Below are 17,350 nucleotides of genomic sequence, written 5' to 3'. Positions count from 1 at the left end.
ACCATGACGACCACTGCACCTGCTGTCGGCAGCTTCGCCGACGTGCCACTGCGCAGCGAGCGGCCCGTCGCGCCGGCCACCGAGGCCGCCGTCGAGGAACACGTCGCGGCGATCGCGGCCGCGCACCTGTACACGCCCGACCAACTGCACTGGCACACACCGGAAGACATCGTCGTCAAACCGGTCTACATCGGCGCCGACCGGGCCGCCGTCGAGGCCGACGGGTACCCGCTGCACACCTTCCCCGGCGAGCCGCCGTTCGTGCGCGGCCCCTACCCGACGATGTACGTCAACCAGCCGTGGACCATTCGGCAGTACGCCGGGTTCTCCACCGCCGCGGAGTCCAACGCCTTCTACCGGCGCAACCTGGCGGCCGGGCAGAAGGGCCTGTCGGTGGCCTTCGACCTGGCCACCCACCGCGGCTACGACTCGGATCATCCGCGCGTGCAGGGCGACGTCGGAATGGCCGGTGTGGCAATCGATTCCATTCTCGACATGCGGCAGCTGTTCGACGGCATCGACCTGTCGACGGTGAGCGTGTCGATGACCATGAACGGCGCGGTGCTGCCCATCCTGGCGTTGTACGTGGTGGCCGCCGAGGAGCAGGGGGTGCCGCCGGAGAAGCTGGCCGGCACCATCCAGAACGACATCCTCAAAGAGTTCATGGTGCGCAACACCTACATCTATCCGCCCAAGCCGTCGATGCGGATCATCTCCGACATCTTCGCCTACACCAGCGCGAAGATGCCCAAGTTCAACTCCATCTCGATTTCCGGCTACCACATCCAAGAAGCCGGGGCCACAGCCGATTTGGAGCTGGCTTACACGCTGGCCGACGGGGTGGACTACATCAAGGCCGGCCTGGACGCCGAGCTGGACATCGACAAGTTCGCGCCGCGGCTGTCGTTCTTCTGGGGCATCGGGATGAACTTCTTCATGGAGGTCGCCAAGCTGCGCGCGGGCCGGCTGCTGTGGAGCGAGCTGGTCTCCCAGTTCAACCCGAAGAACCCCAAATCGCTGTCGCTGCGCACACATTCGCAGACCTCGGGCTGGTCGCTGACCGCGCAGGACGCGTTCAACAACGTCGCCCGCACCTGCATCGAGGCGATGGCCGCCACCCAGGGACACACCCAGTCGCTGCACACCAACGCGCTCGACGAGGCGCTGGCGCTGCCCACCGACTTCTCGGCCCGCATCGCCCGCAACACCCAGCTGGTGTTGCAGCAGGAGTCCGGCACCACTCGGCCGATCGATCCCTGGGGCGGGTCCTACTACGTGGAATGGCTGACCCACCACCTGGCCCGCAAGGCCCGCGCGCACATCGCCGAGGTGGCCGAGCACGGCGGCATGGCCCAGGCCATCAGCGACGGCATCCCCAAGCTGCGCATCGAGGAGGCGGCCGCGCGCACCCAAGCCCGCATCGACTCGGGCATCCAGCCGGTGATCGGGGTGAACAAGTACCAGGTCGAGGAGGACCAGGAGGTCGAGGTCCTCAAGGTGGAGAACAGCCGGGTGCGCGCCGAGCAGCTGGCCAAGCTCAAGGAACTGCGGGACAGCCGCGACCAGTCGGCCGTCGACGCCGCGCTGGCCGAGCTGTCCCGCGCGGCGGCGGCACAGGGCCGCGCCGGTGAGGACGGGCTGGGTAATAATCTGCTGGCGCTGGCGATCAACGCCGCCCGGGCCAAGGCCACGGTCGGGGAGATCTCCGACGCGCTGGAAAAGGTATACGGGCGCCATCAGGCGGAGATCCGCACCATCGCCGGCGTCTACCGTGACGAAGCCGGAAAGGCCACCAACATCGCCACCGCTACGGAACTGGTCGAGAAGTTCGCCGAGGCCGACGGCCGCCGGCCCCGGATCCTGGTGGCCAAGATGGGCCAGGACGGCCACGACCGCGGCCAGAAGGTGATCGCGACGGCCTTCGCCGACATCGGCTTCGACGTCGACGTCGGCTCGCTGTTCTCCACCCCCGAGGAGGTGGCCCGCCAGGCCGCCGACAACGACGTGCACGTGGTCGGAGTGTCCTCGCTGGCCGCCGGCCACCTGACCCTGGTGCCGGCGCTGCGCGACGCGCTCAAAGAGGTGGGGCGGCCCGACATCATGATCGTGGTCGGCGGGGTCATCCCGCCCGGCGACTTCGACGAGCTGTACGCCGCCGGGGCCGCCGCCATCTTCCCGCCCGGGACGGTAATCGCCGACGCCGCAATCGGTTTGCTGCACAAGCTGGCCGAACGGCTCGGGTACGACCTCGGCTGATGGCCGCGATTCCTGCCGCTCTCGTAACGCTACGGCGAAGAATGGCACCGATTTTCGCCATGGCGTTACAGGCGGCGGTCCCATGAGCGGGCGGACGGTGACCGAGCTCGCCGAGGCGATCCGCAGCGGCGACCGCGCGGCGCTGCCGCGGGCCATCACGCTGTTGGAGTCCACCCGCGCCGACCATCAGGAGCAGGCCCAGCAGCTGTTGTTGGAGCTGACGCCGGATGGCGGCGACGCGCATCGAGTCGGCATCACCGGCATCCCCGGGGTGGGCAAGTCCACCAGCATCGAGGCGCTCGGCATGCACCTGATCGGGCTCGGCCACAAGGTGGCGGTGCTGGCCGTCGACCCGTCGTCGACCCGCACCGGTGGCTCCATCCTGGGCGACAAGACCCGGATGGCCCGGCTGGCCAATCATCCGGACGCCTACATCCGGCCATCGCCGACGTCGGGCACGCTGGGCGGCGTGGCCAAGGCCACCCGCGAAACGGTGGTCCTGCTCGAGGCCGCGGGTTTCGACGTCATCCTGATCGAGACCGTCGGGGTCGGCCAGTCCGAGGTGACGGTGGCCAACATGGTCGACACATTCGTGCTGCTGACCCTGGCCCGCGGCGGCGATCAGCTGCAGGGCATCAAGAAGGGCGTGCTGGAGCTGGCCGACATCGTCGTGGTGAACAAGGCCGACGGCGAGCACCTGGCCGAGGCGCGGTCCGCCGCGCGTGAACTGTCCGGCGCGATCCGGCTGATCCACCCTCGCGAAACCCTTTGGCGCCCACCGGTTCTCACGATGAGCGCGGCGCAGGGCACCGGCCTGCCGGAACTGTGGGAGACCATCGAACGGCACCGTCAGGTGCTCAGCAAGGCCGGCGAGTTCGAGGCGCGGCGCCGGTCGCAGCTGGTGGACTGGACCTGGCAGATGGTGCGCGACACGGTGCTGGACCGGCTGCTGTCCAACCCGGCGGTCCGCACGATGCGCGCCGATGTCGAGCGACGGGTCAAGGCGGGGGAGCTCACCCCGGCGCTGGCGGCCCAGGAAATCCTGGCGGCCGCGTCGCGCTAACGGATAGGTAAATAATCCGGATTTCGCTCCTGCCGGGTGTGTAATCCAAGTAGATTCGGAAGTGTGACGGTGGATGCCCGAGTCGATCGCCGCGCGGTCCGTGTCCACGATGACCTTGACGCAGGTCATCGTGTGTCCGGCGCGGCGGACTCACACTTCGGTTGCGTCGTTCGCAGTTTCGCCAGCATGTTCCCGGCCCGCCGGTTCGGCGGTGGGGCGCTGGCCGTCTATGTCGACGGCCAGCCCGTGGTGGACGTCTGGACAGGGTGGGCCGACCGGGCCGGTCAGCGGCCGTGGTCGGAGAACACCGCGCCGATGGTGTTCTCGGCCACCAAGGGAATGGCCGCCACGGTCATCCACCGGCTGGTCGATCGCGGGCTGATCGACTACGAGGCCCCGGTCGCCGAGTACTGGCCCGCGTTCGCGGCCAACGGCAAGGCCAACATGACGGTGCGCCAGGTGATGCGCCACCAGGCCGGCCTGTCCGGGCTGCGCGGCGCCACCAAGGAGGAGCTGCTCGATCACCTCGTGATGGAGGAGCGGCTGGCCGCGGCGGCGCCCGGACGGCTGCTGGGCAAATCGGCCTACCACGCGCTGACGTTCGGCTGGCTGATGTCGGGCCTGGGCCGGGCCGTCACCGGTAAGGGGATGCGCACGCTGATCCGGGAGGAGCTCGCCGAGCCGCTGGGCACCGACGGCCTGTACCTGGGCCGCCCGCCGGCGGGGGCACCGACGCGGGTCGCCGAGATCGTCGCGCCGCAGAACCTGGTGGGCAGCTCGATCGTCAACTACGTGTCCCGCAAGGTCGCCAACCAGCTTTCCGGCGGATTCCGGGCCATGTACTTCCCGGGCATGATCGCCGCCGTGCAGGGCGACACCCCGCTGCTGGACGCCGAGATCCCGGCGGCCAACGGGGTGGCGACGGCCCGTGGTCTGGCGCGGATGTACGGCGCCATCGCCAACGGCGGCGAGGTCGACGGCATCCGGTTCCTCTCCCGCGACCTGGTGGCGGGTCTGACGGGTGAGCGGAGTCTGCGGCCGGACCGAAACCTGTACGTGCCGTTGGCTTTTCATCTGGGCTATCACAGTGTGCCGATCGGCGGTGTGATGCCCGGGTTCGGCCACGTGGGCATGGGCGGTTCGCTCGGGTGGGCCGACCCGGCCTCCGGGGTGGCCTTCTCGCTGGTGCACAACCGGCTGCTGACGCCCCTGGTGATGACGGACCATGCGGCGTTCGTCGGGATCTACGCGTTGATCCGCCGGGCGGCCGAGCAGGTGCGCAAGCACGGGTTCCGGCCGGTCACCGAATTCGGCGCGCCGTTTCGCGAGCCGGGAGCCGTCGCCGGCTGAGGCGCCGTCACGGGAATGGCCGGTATTGAACACGGCGCTTAAATCGGCAATCCCTTTCGCAGGAACGCCGCTGCGCAGTAGTTCGCACGCAATGTACTCTGTGCGGGTGTTTGCTCCGACCATTCCCGCGCATTCCCGCGGTGTCGCCGGAGAATACCGGGCCGGTCAAACTCGGTGCGGCCAGCCGAGGGTGCGGGAATCGCGCCGGTGAGCGCCGACCCGAACGTTTCCGATCCCACTACCATCGCTGCGCGGGGGCCTGCCCGGCGACGGGTCCCGGGCCCGACACTCGCCCAGGTTTTCGACACCCGGATCAACGCGCTGAACGTGTGGCGATTGGTGCTGGCCTCCGGCGTCATCCTGCAACACTCCTGGCCGCTGACCGGCCGGAAGGTGCACCCACCGTATGACCAACTGTTCCCCCAGGTCTGGGTGGACGGGTTCTTCGCGATCTCGGGATTCCTCATCGCGGCGAGCTGGGTGCGCAATCCGCGGCTGCGCGAGTATGTCGCGGCGCGGGCGCTGCGCATTCTGCCCGGGTTGTGGGTCTGCCTGGTAGTGATCGCGTTCGTCATCGCCCCGATCGGGGTGGCGATCCAAGGAGGCTCGGCCGCGAAGCTGCTGATGTCGCGCGCGCCCATCGAGTACGTGCTCCACAACGCGGTCCTGCACGTCTTTTTCGCCGGCATCGACGGAACGCCGCGCCACGTGCCGTTCCCGGGCGTGTGGGACGGCGTGCTGTGGACCCTGATCTTCGAAATCTTCTGCTACATCGCCATTGCCGTCGCCGGGGTGGCCGGACTGCTCAAGCGCCGGTGGCCGGCGGTGGTGGTATTCATCCTTCTGGTGGTCTTCTCGGCACTGGTGGCCTACCCGGTCGAGGTGCAGACCGTCTTCCAGATGATCGGGCGGTTCGCCCTGGTGTTCGCGGCGGGAACACTGCTGCATCAGTTCCAGGACAAGATCCCCGCCCGCTGGTCACTGGTGGCGCTCAGCGCGGTGATCGTGCTGGCGGCCGGCCTGCTGATGCCCAATTACCGGGTGCTGGCCGCGATTCCGCTGGCCTACGCCGTCGTCGTCTCCGGAGCGCTGATCCACCACGAGCGGTTGAGGTTGCGCACCGACCTGTCCTACGGCGTCTACATCTACGCGTGGCCCATGCAGCAGCTGCTGGCCATCTGCGGGCTCAGCTTCTTGCCTCCCGTCGTGTTCGCCGTCGTCGCCGTCGTCGTCACCCTTCCGCTGGCCGCACTGAGCTGGTTTCTGGTGGAAAAGCGCGCCCTGTCGCTCAAATCTCGCATCAAGCGCCGAGCGCGCGGGTGGGGCGCCGTCGTCTCCAGTGGCTCACGCATTTCCACACCAGGCTCATAGGAAAGTCATAGCCGCGGCTTTTGCGCAATAGCAAAACCCTCACTGTCACCTTTAGCCAGAGAGCTTGGAAAAGCCCGGATTGACGCTTTCCGATCCGCCCATTGCGCGTTGCCGGATACCGGTAATTCAACACCGCGCGAGAACTCGCAATGTCATGGATAATGGCCGGGAACCCGGGGGCCGTCAGATGCGCAACTGAAAGGGTGTGGGTCCCCGATGAGAGCTGCCCGGACGAGTCAACCCGCCGACGGCCCCGACCTCCCGCGGCACCCCACCCGCCTCCCGGGCGACGTTCGTCCCGTCGCGTTGTTCGTGCTGGGCATGGCGCGGTCGGGGACCTCGGCACTGACCCGCGTGCTGTCGCTGTGCGGCAGCACGCTTCCGGCCGGGATGTGCGGCGCCGACGGCAACAATCCGCGCGGCTATTGGGAACCGCGCACGGCCATCATGCTCAACGAAACGATCCTGCGCCGCCACGACAGCAACTGGTACGACCCGACGCTGCGGCTGCAGCAGGAGGCCGCCTTCGGCGCCGCCGAGCGCGCCGCCTGCATCGCGGAGATCACGGCGTATCTGTCCACGCTGCCGGCGGCGCCGCTGGTGGTGATCAAGGAACCGCGGATCACGGCGCTGTCCGACCTGTGGTTCGAGGCGGCGCGCCGAGTCGGGTTCGACGTGGCGGCAGTGATCGCCGTGCGCCACCCGCAGGAGGTGATCGCGTCGGCGGCCAAATACGTGTCGACCTCGCCGGAGCTCTCGAGTGCACTGTGGCTCAAATACAACCTGCTGGCCGAGCGGCACACCCGCGGGGTGCCGCGGGTGTTCGTGGACTACGCGAACCTGCTCGACGACTGGCACCGGGAGATGAAGCGGATCGCCGGCGCGCTGGAGATCGAGCTGGACACCGCAGAAGAGGGCGCCATCGAGGAGTTCCTCACCGCGGATTTGCGACGCCAGCGACACTGCGGGCCGGTGACGGACCTGTTCGGCGCGGACTGGATGTCGGCGGTCTATGCGGCGCTGCGCGGCGCCGCGCACGACGACCCGCTGGACACGGCCACGCTGGATCGGGTTTTCGAGTCGTACCGGGCGAGTGAGCGCGACTTTCGCACCGCCTTCACGGATTTTCAGGCCCGGACCAACAGCGTCGTTCGCCGGGTGTTCCGGCCGTTCCTGGTGAAGTGGATTCTCGAGGTTGCCGCGGTGCTGCACCGGCGCAGGGGAGCCTGGGCCTAACGCGCCAAGGCCCGGCCGCCGAGATCGTTTGTTACGGTAACGACGCCGCGGTGAGCGCCTTTGCACCATTCCATGCAATGAGACCGACCAAAGGTTAAGTAAGCAAAACGGATTCGTGAAAATGCTGTCCCGCCTCATCCGCTGCGGCTATAGTCTTTAGCGGGCGCAATGATCCGATCATTCTCAGCCAGGGGGGCAGAGTTGCCGGTCACAAGTCAAGCCTGACTCGGTCCGAGAGGCACGAACGAAATCGTCGCCTCTTTTGCCAAAGCTGTTGATACGGCTGAGTTTTAGTTCCCTGACGTCGTAGTCTGCGCGACGGTGTCGATTCCGGCTGGATTGCCGAGTGCCGGCTGGCCCGCGGCCTGGCCGAATCGGAAAACCGTGGATGGCAACCGAACTCCGAAAGTCGCTCAGACGCAGGACAAGTGAAAGGTTTGGAGTTGCGATGAGATTGGCCCGGACGATCAAGCCCGCCGAAACCGCCGCCAATTCCTCCGGTCCGCTCGCTGATCTCGCCGGCCCTCCGAACCGCCCGGTTGCCCTGTTCGTGTTGGGGCCGCAACGGTCCGGAACGTCGGCGCTCACCCGGGTGCTGTCGCTGTGCGGCGGGACCCTGCCCACCGCGCTGCTGGGCGCCGACGCCAACAACCCGCTCGGCTATTGGGAGCCGCGAGCGGCCATCTCGCTCAACGAGGCGATCCTGCGTCGCCTCGGGACCAACTGGTACGACCCGTCGTTTCGTTTTCTGGATGAGCAGGCAGCCGACGAGTCGGCGAACACGGCCTGTATCAACAAAATCGCGGCCTATCTGTCCACGCTGCCGGCCGCGCCGCTGGTGGTGATCAAGGAACCGCGCATCACCACGCTGTCCGACCTGTGGTTCCAGGCGGCGCGGCGGGCCGGGTTCGATGTCGCGGCGGTGATCGCGGTTCGTCATCCGCAGGAAGTCATCTGCTCGATCGCGAAGTCCTGGCGAGTCTCGCCGGCACTCGCCAGCGCCCTGTGGCTGAAGTGCAACATCCTGGCCGAACGAAACACGCGGGGCATGCCGCGCGTGTTCGTCGACTACGCAAACCTTCTCGACGACTGGCGCCGGGAGACGAAGCGGATCTCCGCCGAGCTGCCGGTCGAGCTGCACACCCAGGACGAGGACGCCATCGAGAAGTTCCTCACCCCCGGCCTGCATCGGCAGCGGCACAGCGGGTCGGTGACAAATCGTTTCGGCGCCGACTGGATTTCCACGGTCTATGCGGCGCTGCGCGACGCCGCGCACGACGAGCCCGTCGACACCGCAACGCTGGACCGCGTTTTCGATTCCTACCGGGCCAGCGAGCGTGATTTCCGCAAGGCGCACGAGGACTTTCACGGCTTGTCCAACAGCATGCTCTTCCGGGTTTTCCGGCCGGCCGTCGCACGGCCGGTGATGGAAATCTTCGCGATGCTCCACCGGAACCGCGGCACCTGGGCCTAGGCGGCGGTTGGCGGAATCGTCTGATGCGGGGAAAGGTCCCCGATATGATCGACCGGACCGCGATACCAGACGCCGGTCGCTGAATTTTCTCGCTACGCCCGAAAGGCAGGCCTCGATTCGTGTCAGCGTCCGTGCTCATCACCGGCGGGGCAGGGTTCATCGGGTCGGCGCTGTCACGTCGTCTCGTCGAGGCCGGATACGACGTCGCCCTGATGGACGTGCTGCATCCGCAGGTGCACGGCGGCGACCGGCCCGTCGAGTTGGCGCCCTCGGTGCGGTTGTTCACCGGGGACGTCACCCACGCGCCCGACTTCGACGCGGTGCTGCGGTTGTTCCGGCCCACCCAGATCGTCCACCTGGCGGCCGAGACGGGCACCGCGCAGTCGCTGTCCGAGGCCACCCGGCACGGCTCGGTGAACGTCGTGGGAACCACTCAGCTGCTGGACGCGCTGAGCCGCTCAGGCCTGGTTCCCGAGCAGCTGGTGCTGGCGTCCTCCCGCGCGGTCTACGGCGAGGGCGCGTGGCAGTCGGGCGCGGAGGTCTTCTATCCGCAACCCCGCAGCCATGCCCAGCTGGTCGCTGGCCGCTGGGACCCGCAAGGACCCGCGGGTGAGCAGGCGGTGCCGCTGCCGAGCCGAGCCGACCGCACCGAGCCCCGGCCCACCAACGTCTACGCGGCGACCAAGCTCGCCCAGGAGCACCTGCTGGCCGCCTGGACCGCCGCGCACGACACCAACCTCAGCGTGCTGCGCCTGCAGAACGTCTACGGCCCCGGCCAGTCGCTGACCAATTCCTACACCGGCATCGTCGCGTTGTTCGCCCGGCTGGCCCGGCAGGGGCAGGCGCTGGAGGTCTACGAAGACGGCCGGATCGTCCGCGATTTCGTCTACATCGACGACGTCGTCGACGCGCTGTTCGCGGCGGTGCAGCGACCGGCCAGCCCGCAGCGCCGGCTGGACGTCGGGTCCGGCCGGGCCACCACCATCCAGGAGCTGGCCAACACGATCGCCGCCATGTGCGAGGCGCCCGAACCAGTGGTCGTCGGAAAATTCCGGGACGGCGACGTGCGAGCGGCGAGTTGCGACATCGAGCCGGCAACCAGCCAGCTCGGCTGGCACCCCAAGTGGACACTCGAGGACGGTCTGCGCGCCCTGCTCGAATGGATCGGCAACCGGCCGTAAGCCGCCGGCGGCTCGGCCGGAAATCCGGCGACTGAGCACAAATCGGGCGATTCCCCGAAATTTTCGCAACCTTCAAATACCGGCAAAAAGACGCATTCGCCCACCGGTAACGCCGCGCGTAAAGCCTCGTGAACAGCGCGGATCCGTCCGAGCCCGTTGTCTTTGAGAACTCGGGCCTATTGATATGGCCCGCAACCGAGTAATTTACTGAATCGTTCGGCGAGGTTTCATACACGGGCTACGACGCGGCAAGAGGTGAAGCGGTGGGCATTGTCGACCGACGGACAATGGTTCCAACGAAGCTTCACCGGGCGCCGGATCGCACCCGCATTCACTGGCTATGGAAAGCGGTGCTGCTCGGCGGCGCGCTCCTGCTGGCCGCCGCCTGTTACTTCTGGCCGGTCCTGGCCGTCGGGATCGGCGCAATCCTGTTGCTGCTGCTCTGCGCGCGCATTCCCGGCAGGGATCGGGACCGCTACATTCCCAATTTGTATGCCCGGGACACCAGAATCTATGACGACCAATATCGCGAATTCATCCGTCGGACCCTCGCGGAATTACGGCGCCGCAGAATTGGCGGCCACACCCTGTTATGGGAAGCATCGCAATTGCCGCAGCCCGGCGCGGAGAATTCCGAGGAGCTTCTGTTAGATCTGGGCGTCTGGATCGGCTGGTCGACCAGGCTGATATTCGATACGTGCCATCGCACGGTGTACGGGTTCGACACCTTTTCCGGACTGGTCGAAGATTGGCGACTCGAGGACCGGATCGTCAAGCGTGGGGCCTTTTCCCTCTCGGAACCGTTCGCGCAGCGCTTCATCCGGGATACCGGCGTGACGATCAACGACGACGGCGTCCCGGCCGCGCTCGGGCGCGACGTGAGATTCATCAAGGGCAGCACCTATGACACGTTGGCGCCGTTCCTGGCGGACCGGCCGGCGGCCCCCATCAGGCTCTTCCACATGGACCTGGACACCTACGAAAGCTGCCTGCACGCGCTGGAGACCTGCAAGGATCACTTCGTCGTCGGATCCATCCTCGTGTTCGACGAATATCTCGTCACCAACGGTGAAATGCGGGCCTTCTACGACTTCCAGAAGCGTTACGAATTGGAATGGCAATACCGGGCCTGGGGCCTCGAGATGATCGAAATGAACGTCGAGATGGTCACCTCACGATGGAAGCGCTGGCTGTATTCCATTGCCGCGATCCCCGGGTATTTGCTCCTTGGGGACGGCCGCTTCCTTTGGGCGTGCTTCCGTGAGCCGTTCTGGAGATTCTGGTTGAACGCCCCCGCCGAGGACATCTTCTTCATACTCGGCGCGGCCGGGTCACGAAAATCGGTGAGCATCGAGATCACCGGCTTGGGCAAACTCGCCGTGCCGCACTAATGGTGCATGCGCGCGTGGCAGGTGTCCGCCCGGCGCCCGGACGGCGAACGGTCGGGGACAGCGGCCCAGGTTACGCGGATTTCCAGCATATGATGGTTGCTACTGCCCGGTAGGGCACGGATGGGGGCAGCCCCGGTGGCTGCGGGGGCAGGTCAAGGAGGCCGGTCAGGCGAGCTTGTAGCGCGAATGCGGAAAACGCATCGACGGCTTCGGCGATCCCGAGGCCATCACCGACACTTCATCTGAACCAGGGGGCAGCCTTGACCGTGACTGATCGTGACATGCGATCTCCATTCCTCGATACCCGTTCCGCCTACCTCGACCTGCTGCGGCGCAACCTCACCCGGTATGGCAGCGACGAGTTGGTGCCGGTGGGCTGGAACTATCTGGGCCGTCCGCTTTTCAGCACCCGCAAACTGATGCTGGTGCGCAAGCGCCCGTTCAATGCGCACGCCCGCGACCTCGGCCTGGATTGGCCGGCCGACGCCTTGACGATGATCGGCATGCAGCGGCTGACCAGTTTGCAGCACTGCGTCGAAACCATCCTCAAAGACGACATTCCCGGCGATCTGGTCGAGTGCGGAGTGTGGCGCGGTGGGGCGTCGATTCTGATGCGTGCCGTGCTGTCGGCCTACGGCGACGAGAAGCGCTGCGTGTGGCTGTGCGATTCGTTCGAGGGCGTGCCGCCGCCGGACACCGCGCATTACCAGGCGGACAAGGGCATCAAGCTGCATCGCGCCGCCGGGATACTGGCCGTACCCGAGGCGCAGGTCCGGGCGAATTTCGAGCGCTACGGTCTGCTCGACGACCGGGTCCGCTTCGTTCCCGGGTGGTTCAAGGACACCCTGCAGGATGCGCCGATCGAACGGATCGCCGTGCTGCGCCTCGACGGCGACCTGTATGAATCGACGATCCAGGCCCTGGACGCGCTCTACCCGCGGCTCTCGGCGGGCGGCATCTGCATCATCGACGACTACCACGCCATCGACGCCTGCCGGCAGGCGGTGACCGACTACCGTTCCGAACACGGCGTGACCGCGCCGATCGAGGAGATCGACGGCACCGGCGTGCTGTGGCGCAAGTCCTGAGGGCAACCTTTATCGGGGCCGCGTCGGCGCAGAACCGTAAACCGGTGCTGTGCGGATTCGTCGATACCTAGAGTGGTCGGTGCATCACCGTCGAGGACGCAACCGAAGGGCTTGGATTCGCGATGAAATGTGTGCTGGCCAGCTACGGGACGCGCGGGGACATCGAGCCATCCGTGGTGGTCGCCCGCGAACTGCAGCGCCGGGGCCACGACATGATCATGGCCGTGCCGCCCGACTCGGTGAGCTTCACCGAGGCGGCCGGGTTGACGGCCGTCCCCTACGGGCTGGACTCGCAGGCCTGGCTCGACGTGTACCGCAACTTCTGGACGTCGTTCTTCCGGGGGTTCTGGAAGATGGGGGAGATGCGCGGCATGTGGCGCGAGATGTGGGATCTCAGCGACCAGTGCTGGGCGCAGATGAACACCACGCTGCTGTCGCTGGCCGACGGAGCCGACCTGCTGTTCGCCGGGCAGAGCTACCAGGAGCCCGCCGCCAACGTCGCCGAGTATTACGACCTTCCGCTGGCCACCCTGCACCACGTGCCGATGCGGCCCAACGGCCAGGTCGTTTCGGTGCTGCCGGCGCCGCTGGCCCGCTCGGCGATGACGGCGTTCGACTGGTTCTGCTGGCGGCTGAACAAGAAGGTCGAGGACGCCCAGCGCCGCGAGCTGGGCCTGCCCAAAGCGACCGGACCGTCGCCGCGGCGGATCGCCGAGCGCGGCTCGCTGGAAATCCAGGCCTACGACGAGGTCTGCTTCCCCGGCCTGGCCGAGGAATGGGCGAAATGGGATGGCCAACGGCCCTTCGTCGGCACGCTGACGATGGAGTTGACCACCGAGGCCGACGACGAGGTGATGTCCTGGATCCGCGGCGGAACGCCGCCGATCTGCTTCGGGTTCGGCAGCATGCCCGTCGAATCGCCGGCCGACACGGTCGACATGATCGGCACGGCCTGCGCCCAGCTGGGCGAGCGCGCGCTGCTGTGCGCCGGCCGCAGTGACTTCAGCGGCGTCCCGGCGCCCGATCACGTCAAGGTGGTGGGCCCGGTGAACTACGCCACCATTTTCCCGGCCTGCCGCGCGGTCGTGCACCACGGCGGCTCGGGCACCACGGCCGCGAGCCTGCGCGCCGGCGTGCCCACCTTGATCCTGTCCATGGACGCCAACCAGACCATCTGGGGCGCACAGCTCAAACGGCTGAAAGTCGGTGCCACACGGCGTTTTTCGGCAACCGACCGCGACTCGCTGGTGCAGGATCTGCGCAAGATCCTGGCCCCGGATTACGCTCGGCGCGCCCGCGAGATCGCCGCCCGGATGACCAAGCCCGCCGACAGCGTCATGAAGGCCGCCGATGTCGTGGAGGACTTCGTCCAATCCCGCAGCCGCACCGGTCGCAGCTAACCTGGCGCATGGCCGCTGCGCTGGGCAAACGGCCAGGATTGCTACCCCGCAGGTGCCCGCACACCCGCCGGTTGACTTCCCGTTTTCCAAGACACCCGATCGATCGTCTGGCACACTGACGTAGGATCAGGCGACGACGCTTGGGTACAGCCACACCGCCCAAGGGTCGTCTTGTTTCTACGGTCGGGGGGAAGGCCGATGAGGTTGGCTCTGTCGCACTCGGCTACTCCGATGCGCCGTGATCTTCCCGCTGGGTGGGGTGTTTCCAAATCCGTTGCGAAACAACTACAACCAATGACTTCGACCGGGCCCCGGGGCCGACGGCGGGCCGCAGATCACCGAGAGGAAACGCCGCCGCCAAAGTTGCCCATGCTGTCGGAGATTGATTAAGGTAATAATCGCGATGAAATTTGCTGTGGCAAGTTATGGGACGCGTGGCGATATCGAGCCTTGCCTCGCCATCGGTCGTGAACTGATGCGCAGAGGGCATTCGGTACGCATGGCCGTCCCGCCCAATCTGGTCGATTTAGCCGAAGCCGCCGGACTGTCCGCGATCGCGTATGGGCCGGATATGCACGACTTTTGGAGCGACGAGTTCATCCGGGACTTCTTCAAAAACTTCCTGCGCGGCCCGGTCACATTGATCCGCGAAGCCTGGGAACCGGTATTGAAGAACTGGCAGGAAATGAGCTCGGCGTTGATGTCGGTGGGCGCCGGAGCTGATTTGCTGTTCACCGGCCAGCTTTACCAGGACCTGGCCATCAATGTCGCCGACTATTACGGCATCCCGATGGCCACGCTGCACTACATTCCGATGCGCCCCAACGGCCAGCTGCTGCCGCGGGTGCCGGGACCGCTGGTCCGCACCGGGATGGCGGTCTACGACTGGATGTGCTGGCGGATGAACAAGAAGGCCGAGGACAGGCAGCGCCGCGAACTCGGCCTACCGACCGCCACGGTGGCCTCACCGCGCCGGATCGCCGAGCGCGGGTCGCTGGAAATCCAGGCCTACGACGAGGTTTGCTTTCCCGGGTTGGCCGAGGAGTGGGCGAAATGGGGCGGGCAGCGGCCGTTCGTGGGCTCGCTGACCATGGAGCTGCCCACCGACTTCGATGACGAGGTGTTGTCCTGGATCGGCCAGGGAACGCCGCCGATCTGCTTCGGCTTCGGCAGCATGCCGGTGGCCGAATCCCCGGCCGACACGGTCGAGATGATCGGCGCGGCATGTGCGGAACTGGGGGAGCGGGCGTTGATCTGCTCGGGCTGGAGTGACTTCAGCAATGTCCCGCACCCAGACCACGTCAAGGTGGTCGGCGTGGTCAACTACACCAAGATCTTCCCGGCCTGCCGCGCGGTCGTGCACCACGGCGGCTCGGGCACCACCGCCGCCGGCCTGCGGGCGGGAATTCCCAGCCTGATCCTGTGGACCGCCGGTGATCAGCCGCTGTGGGGGTCGCACATCAAGCGGCTGAAGGTGGGCACCTCGCGGCGGTTCTCGGCCACCACGCCCGAAACGTTGGTGGCCGACCTGCGGAAGATCCTGGCGCCCGAATACCTCACCCGCGCGCGCGAACTGTCCTCGCGGATGAGCAAGCCCGCCGAGAGCGCGGGCCGGGCGGTCGACCTGTTGGAGGAATTCGCTCGCTCGGGCCGCTGCATTCCGCGGGCCGAAGCGCAGCGAAGTCGCTGAGAACCGTTGACCGATACCGTGCGAAACGCATTGACGGCGTCGAAGGGCGTCTAGGCTCTCTACCGGTAATACAGGCTTGCGGAGTTAGGGGCAGTTTTGGCCGTGACCGATCACGACACGCGGTTTGCATACCTCGACCTGCTCCGGCGTGATCTGACCAGGTATGGCAGCGACGAGTTGGTGCCGGTCGGGTTGTACCGGCTCGGGCGCCCGCTGTTCAGCACCCGCAACTTGATGTTGGTGCGCAAGCGCCCGTTCAACAAGCAGGCCCGCGACCTGGGCCTGGACTGGCCGGCGGACGCGCTGACCATGATCGGCATGAAGCGGCTGACCAGCTTGCAGCACTGTGTGGAAACGGTTCTGGAAGAAGACGTTCCGGGCGATCTGGTCGAGTGCGGCGTGTGGCGTGGCGGGGCGTCGATCTTGATGCGTGCCGTGCTGGCGGCTTACGGCGACGAGAAGCGCTGCGTGTGGCTGTGCGATTCCTTCGCCGGAGTGCCGCCGCCGGACACCGTCAACTACAAGGCGGACAAGGGGATTAGGCTGCACCGCCACGCGCGCATCCTGGGTGTGCCACTGGAGAACGTCAAGGCGAATTTCGAGCGCTACGGGCTGCTCGACGACCAGGTGCGTTTCGTGCCCGGCTGGTTCAAGGACACGCTGAAAGACGCCCCGATCGATCGCATCTCGGTGTTGCGGCTCGACGGCGATCTGTACGAATCCACCATCCAGGCGCTCGACGCGCTGTACCCGCGACTGTCCCCCGGCGGCTTCTGCATCGTCGACGACTACCACGCCATCAAGGCGTGCGCGCAGGCCGTGACGGACTACCGCACCCAGCACGGTGTCACCGCGGAGATCGTAGAGATCGACGGCACCGGCGTGCTGTGGCGCAAGCCCTGAGAGATCGCTGAAACCCTCGGTGTACGAAACGATTTGCCCTCCGGTCGGGGACGGGCGCAAGAGCGTCACGTCGAACCCTTCGCGTATTTTGCGGACCGGATGCACGCCGATGTTATGGTTGCCGCCGTGGCTACAGGGCTGACCCCCGGCACGCGCCTGCGGATGTGGTGGGTGCGCACCGAATACTGGCTGGCGCGCACGCTGCTGCCGGACGTCTACGCCAACGATGCGCTGATCACGTTCAACAACTTTCATGCATTCCTGGACGATCCCGAATTCCAGCGCGCCTACCGGCGCGGCGCCCGCTCGCTGGGCAAGGAGGACTGGTACCAGTGGCCGTGGCGGGTGCACGTGGGGCTATGGGCGGCGGCCAGCGCCAGCCTGCTCGACGGCGACTTCGTCGAGTGCGGCGTCAGTTACGGCTTCTTGAGCAGCGCCATCATGGAGTACCTGGACTGGGACCGGCTGGGCAAGACGTTCTACCTGCTGGACACCTTCGCCGGCATCGACCCGCGGTTCGTCACCGACAACGAACGCGCGGCCGGGGCGCTGGAGATCAGCAAGGGGCATCTGCGCAACGGCATGTATGCCAACGGAGTCGACGGTGTCCGCGCCAATTTCGCGGAATGGAAAAACCACCGCATCATCGTGGGCGCGGTCCCCGAGACCCTCGATCAGGTCGATGCGCCCTCGGTGGCCTACCTGCACATCGACATGAACTGCGCTCCGCCCGAAGTCGCCGCGCTGCGCTTCTTCTGGCCGCGCCTCACTCCCGGCGCCTTCGTGCTGCTCGACGACTATGCGAACCGGGGACGCGACGAACAGCGCCGCGCCATGGACGAGGTCGCCGCCGAATTCGGTGTGAAGATCTGCACATTGCCCACCGGGCAGGGCCTGCTCATCAAGCCGGCCCGCTGAACGACGCGCCGGATACACCAAACAAGCCG

General features: G+C 66.8%; 12 protein-coding genes and 1 pseudogene. All 13 read left to right on the top strand.

Annotated features, from left to right (window positions below; translation table 11 throughout):
• Positions 1-3 precede the first annotated feature (3 nt).
• The 13 genes and pseudogenes from scpA (at position 4) to NF20_RS09045 (ending at position 17,321) form a co-directional block, all read left to right on the top strand.
• On the top strand, positions 4-2,256 hold the full coding sequence (scpA, locus tag NF20_RS09105; protein WP_033710663.1) for a methylmalonyl-CoA mutase: 2,253 nt from the start codon (positions 4-6) through the stop codon (positions 2,254-2,256).
• A gap of 82 nt (positions 2,257-2,338) precedes the next feature.
• Positions 2,339-3,330 (top strand): annotated as a pseudogene (gene meaB / locus NF20_RS09100) (methylmalonyl Co-A mutase-associated GTPase MeaB).
• Between the two features lie 52 nt (positions 3,331-3,382).
• On the top strand, positions 3,383-4,669 hold the full coding sequence (locus NF20_RS09095) for a serine hydrolase domain-containing protein (protein ID WP_009977515.1): 1,287 nt from the start codon (positions 3,383-3,385) through the stop codon (positions 4,667-4,669).
• A gap of 174 nt (positions 4,670-4,843) precedes the next feature.
• Positions 4,844-6,040, top strand: coding sequence for an acyltransferase family protein (locus NF20_RS09090; protein WP_023861235.1), 1,197 nt, complete (start codon positions 4,844-4,846; stop codon positions 6,038-6,040).
• A gap of 321 nt (positions 6,041-6,361) precedes the next feature.
• Entirely contained in the window at positions 6,362-7,276 is a 915-nt protein-coding gene (locus NF20_RS09085) for a sulfotransferase family protein (protein WP_031347731.1), read from the top strand.
• 448 nt (positions 7,277-7,724) lie between these two features.
• Positions 7,725-8,750 (top strand): sulfotransferase family protein, encoded by a 1,026-nt coding sequence (locus NF20_RS09080; RefSeq protein WP_011725373.1) that lies wholly within the window; start codon positions 7,725-7,727, stop codon positions 8,748-8,750.
• Positions 8,751-8,881: 131 nt separating this feature from the next.
• Positions 8,882-9,931: an NAD-dependent epimerase/dehydratase family protein gene (locus NF20_RS09075; protein ID WP_009977510.1), complete on the top strand. Its 1,050-nt coding sequence runs from the start codon at positions 8,882-8,884 to the stop codon at positions 9,929-9,931.
• A 263-nt stretch (positions 9,932-10,194) separates the two neighbouring features.
• On the top strand, positions 10,195-11,322 hold the full coding sequence (locus NF20_RS09070) for a class I SAM-dependent methyltransferase (protein ID WP_011725372.1): 1,128 nt from the start codon (positions 10,195-10,197) through the stop codon (positions 11,320-11,322).
• A 281-nt stretch (positions 11,323-11,603) separates the two neighbouring features.
• Positions 11,604-12,410, top strand: coding sequence for a TylF/MycF/NovP-related O-methyltransferase (locus NF20_RS09065; RefSeq protein WP_009977507.1), 807 nt, complete (start codon positions 11,604-11,606; stop codon positions 12,408-12,410).
• A 122-nt stretch (positions 12,411-12,532) separates the two neighbouring features.
• Entirely contained in the window at positions 12,533-13,810 is a 1,278-nt protein-coding gene (locus NF20_RS09060) for a glycosyltransferase (RefSeq protein WP_009977506.1), read from the top strand.
• A gap of 403 nt (positions 13,811-14,213) precedes the next feature.
• A complete protein-coding gene (locus tag NF20_RS09055) occupies positions 14,214-15,500 on the top strand; it encodes a glycosyltransferase (RefSeq protein WP_080516362.1) in 1,287 nt (428 codons plus the stop codon).
• Between the two features lie 96 nt (positions 15,501-15,596).
• Positions 15,597-16,403 carry a TylF/MycF/NovP-related O-methyltransferase gene (locus NF20_RS09050; RefSeq protein WP_023862302.1) on the top strand — a complete coding sequence of 269 codons (807 nt, stop codon included), beginning with the start codon at positions 15,597-15,599 and terminating at the stop codon, positions 16,401-16,403.
• 114 nt (positions 16,404-16,517) lie between these two features.
• Entirely contained in the window at positions 16,518-17,321 is an 804-nt protein-coding gene (locus NF20_RS09045) for a class I SAM-dependent methyltransferase (protein WP_023862303.1), read from the top strand.
• Positions 17,322-17,350 lie beyond the last annotated feature (29 nt).

Origin of the sequence: Mycobacterium sp. MAC_080597_8934 (assembly GCF_000523975.1) — a bacterium.
GTDB classification, from domain to species: Bacteria; Actinomycetota; Actinomycetes; order Mycobacteriales; family Mycobacteriaceae; genus Mycobacterium; species Mycobacterium avium.
This window is presented reverse-complemented; position numbering and strand designations above follow the sequence as displayed.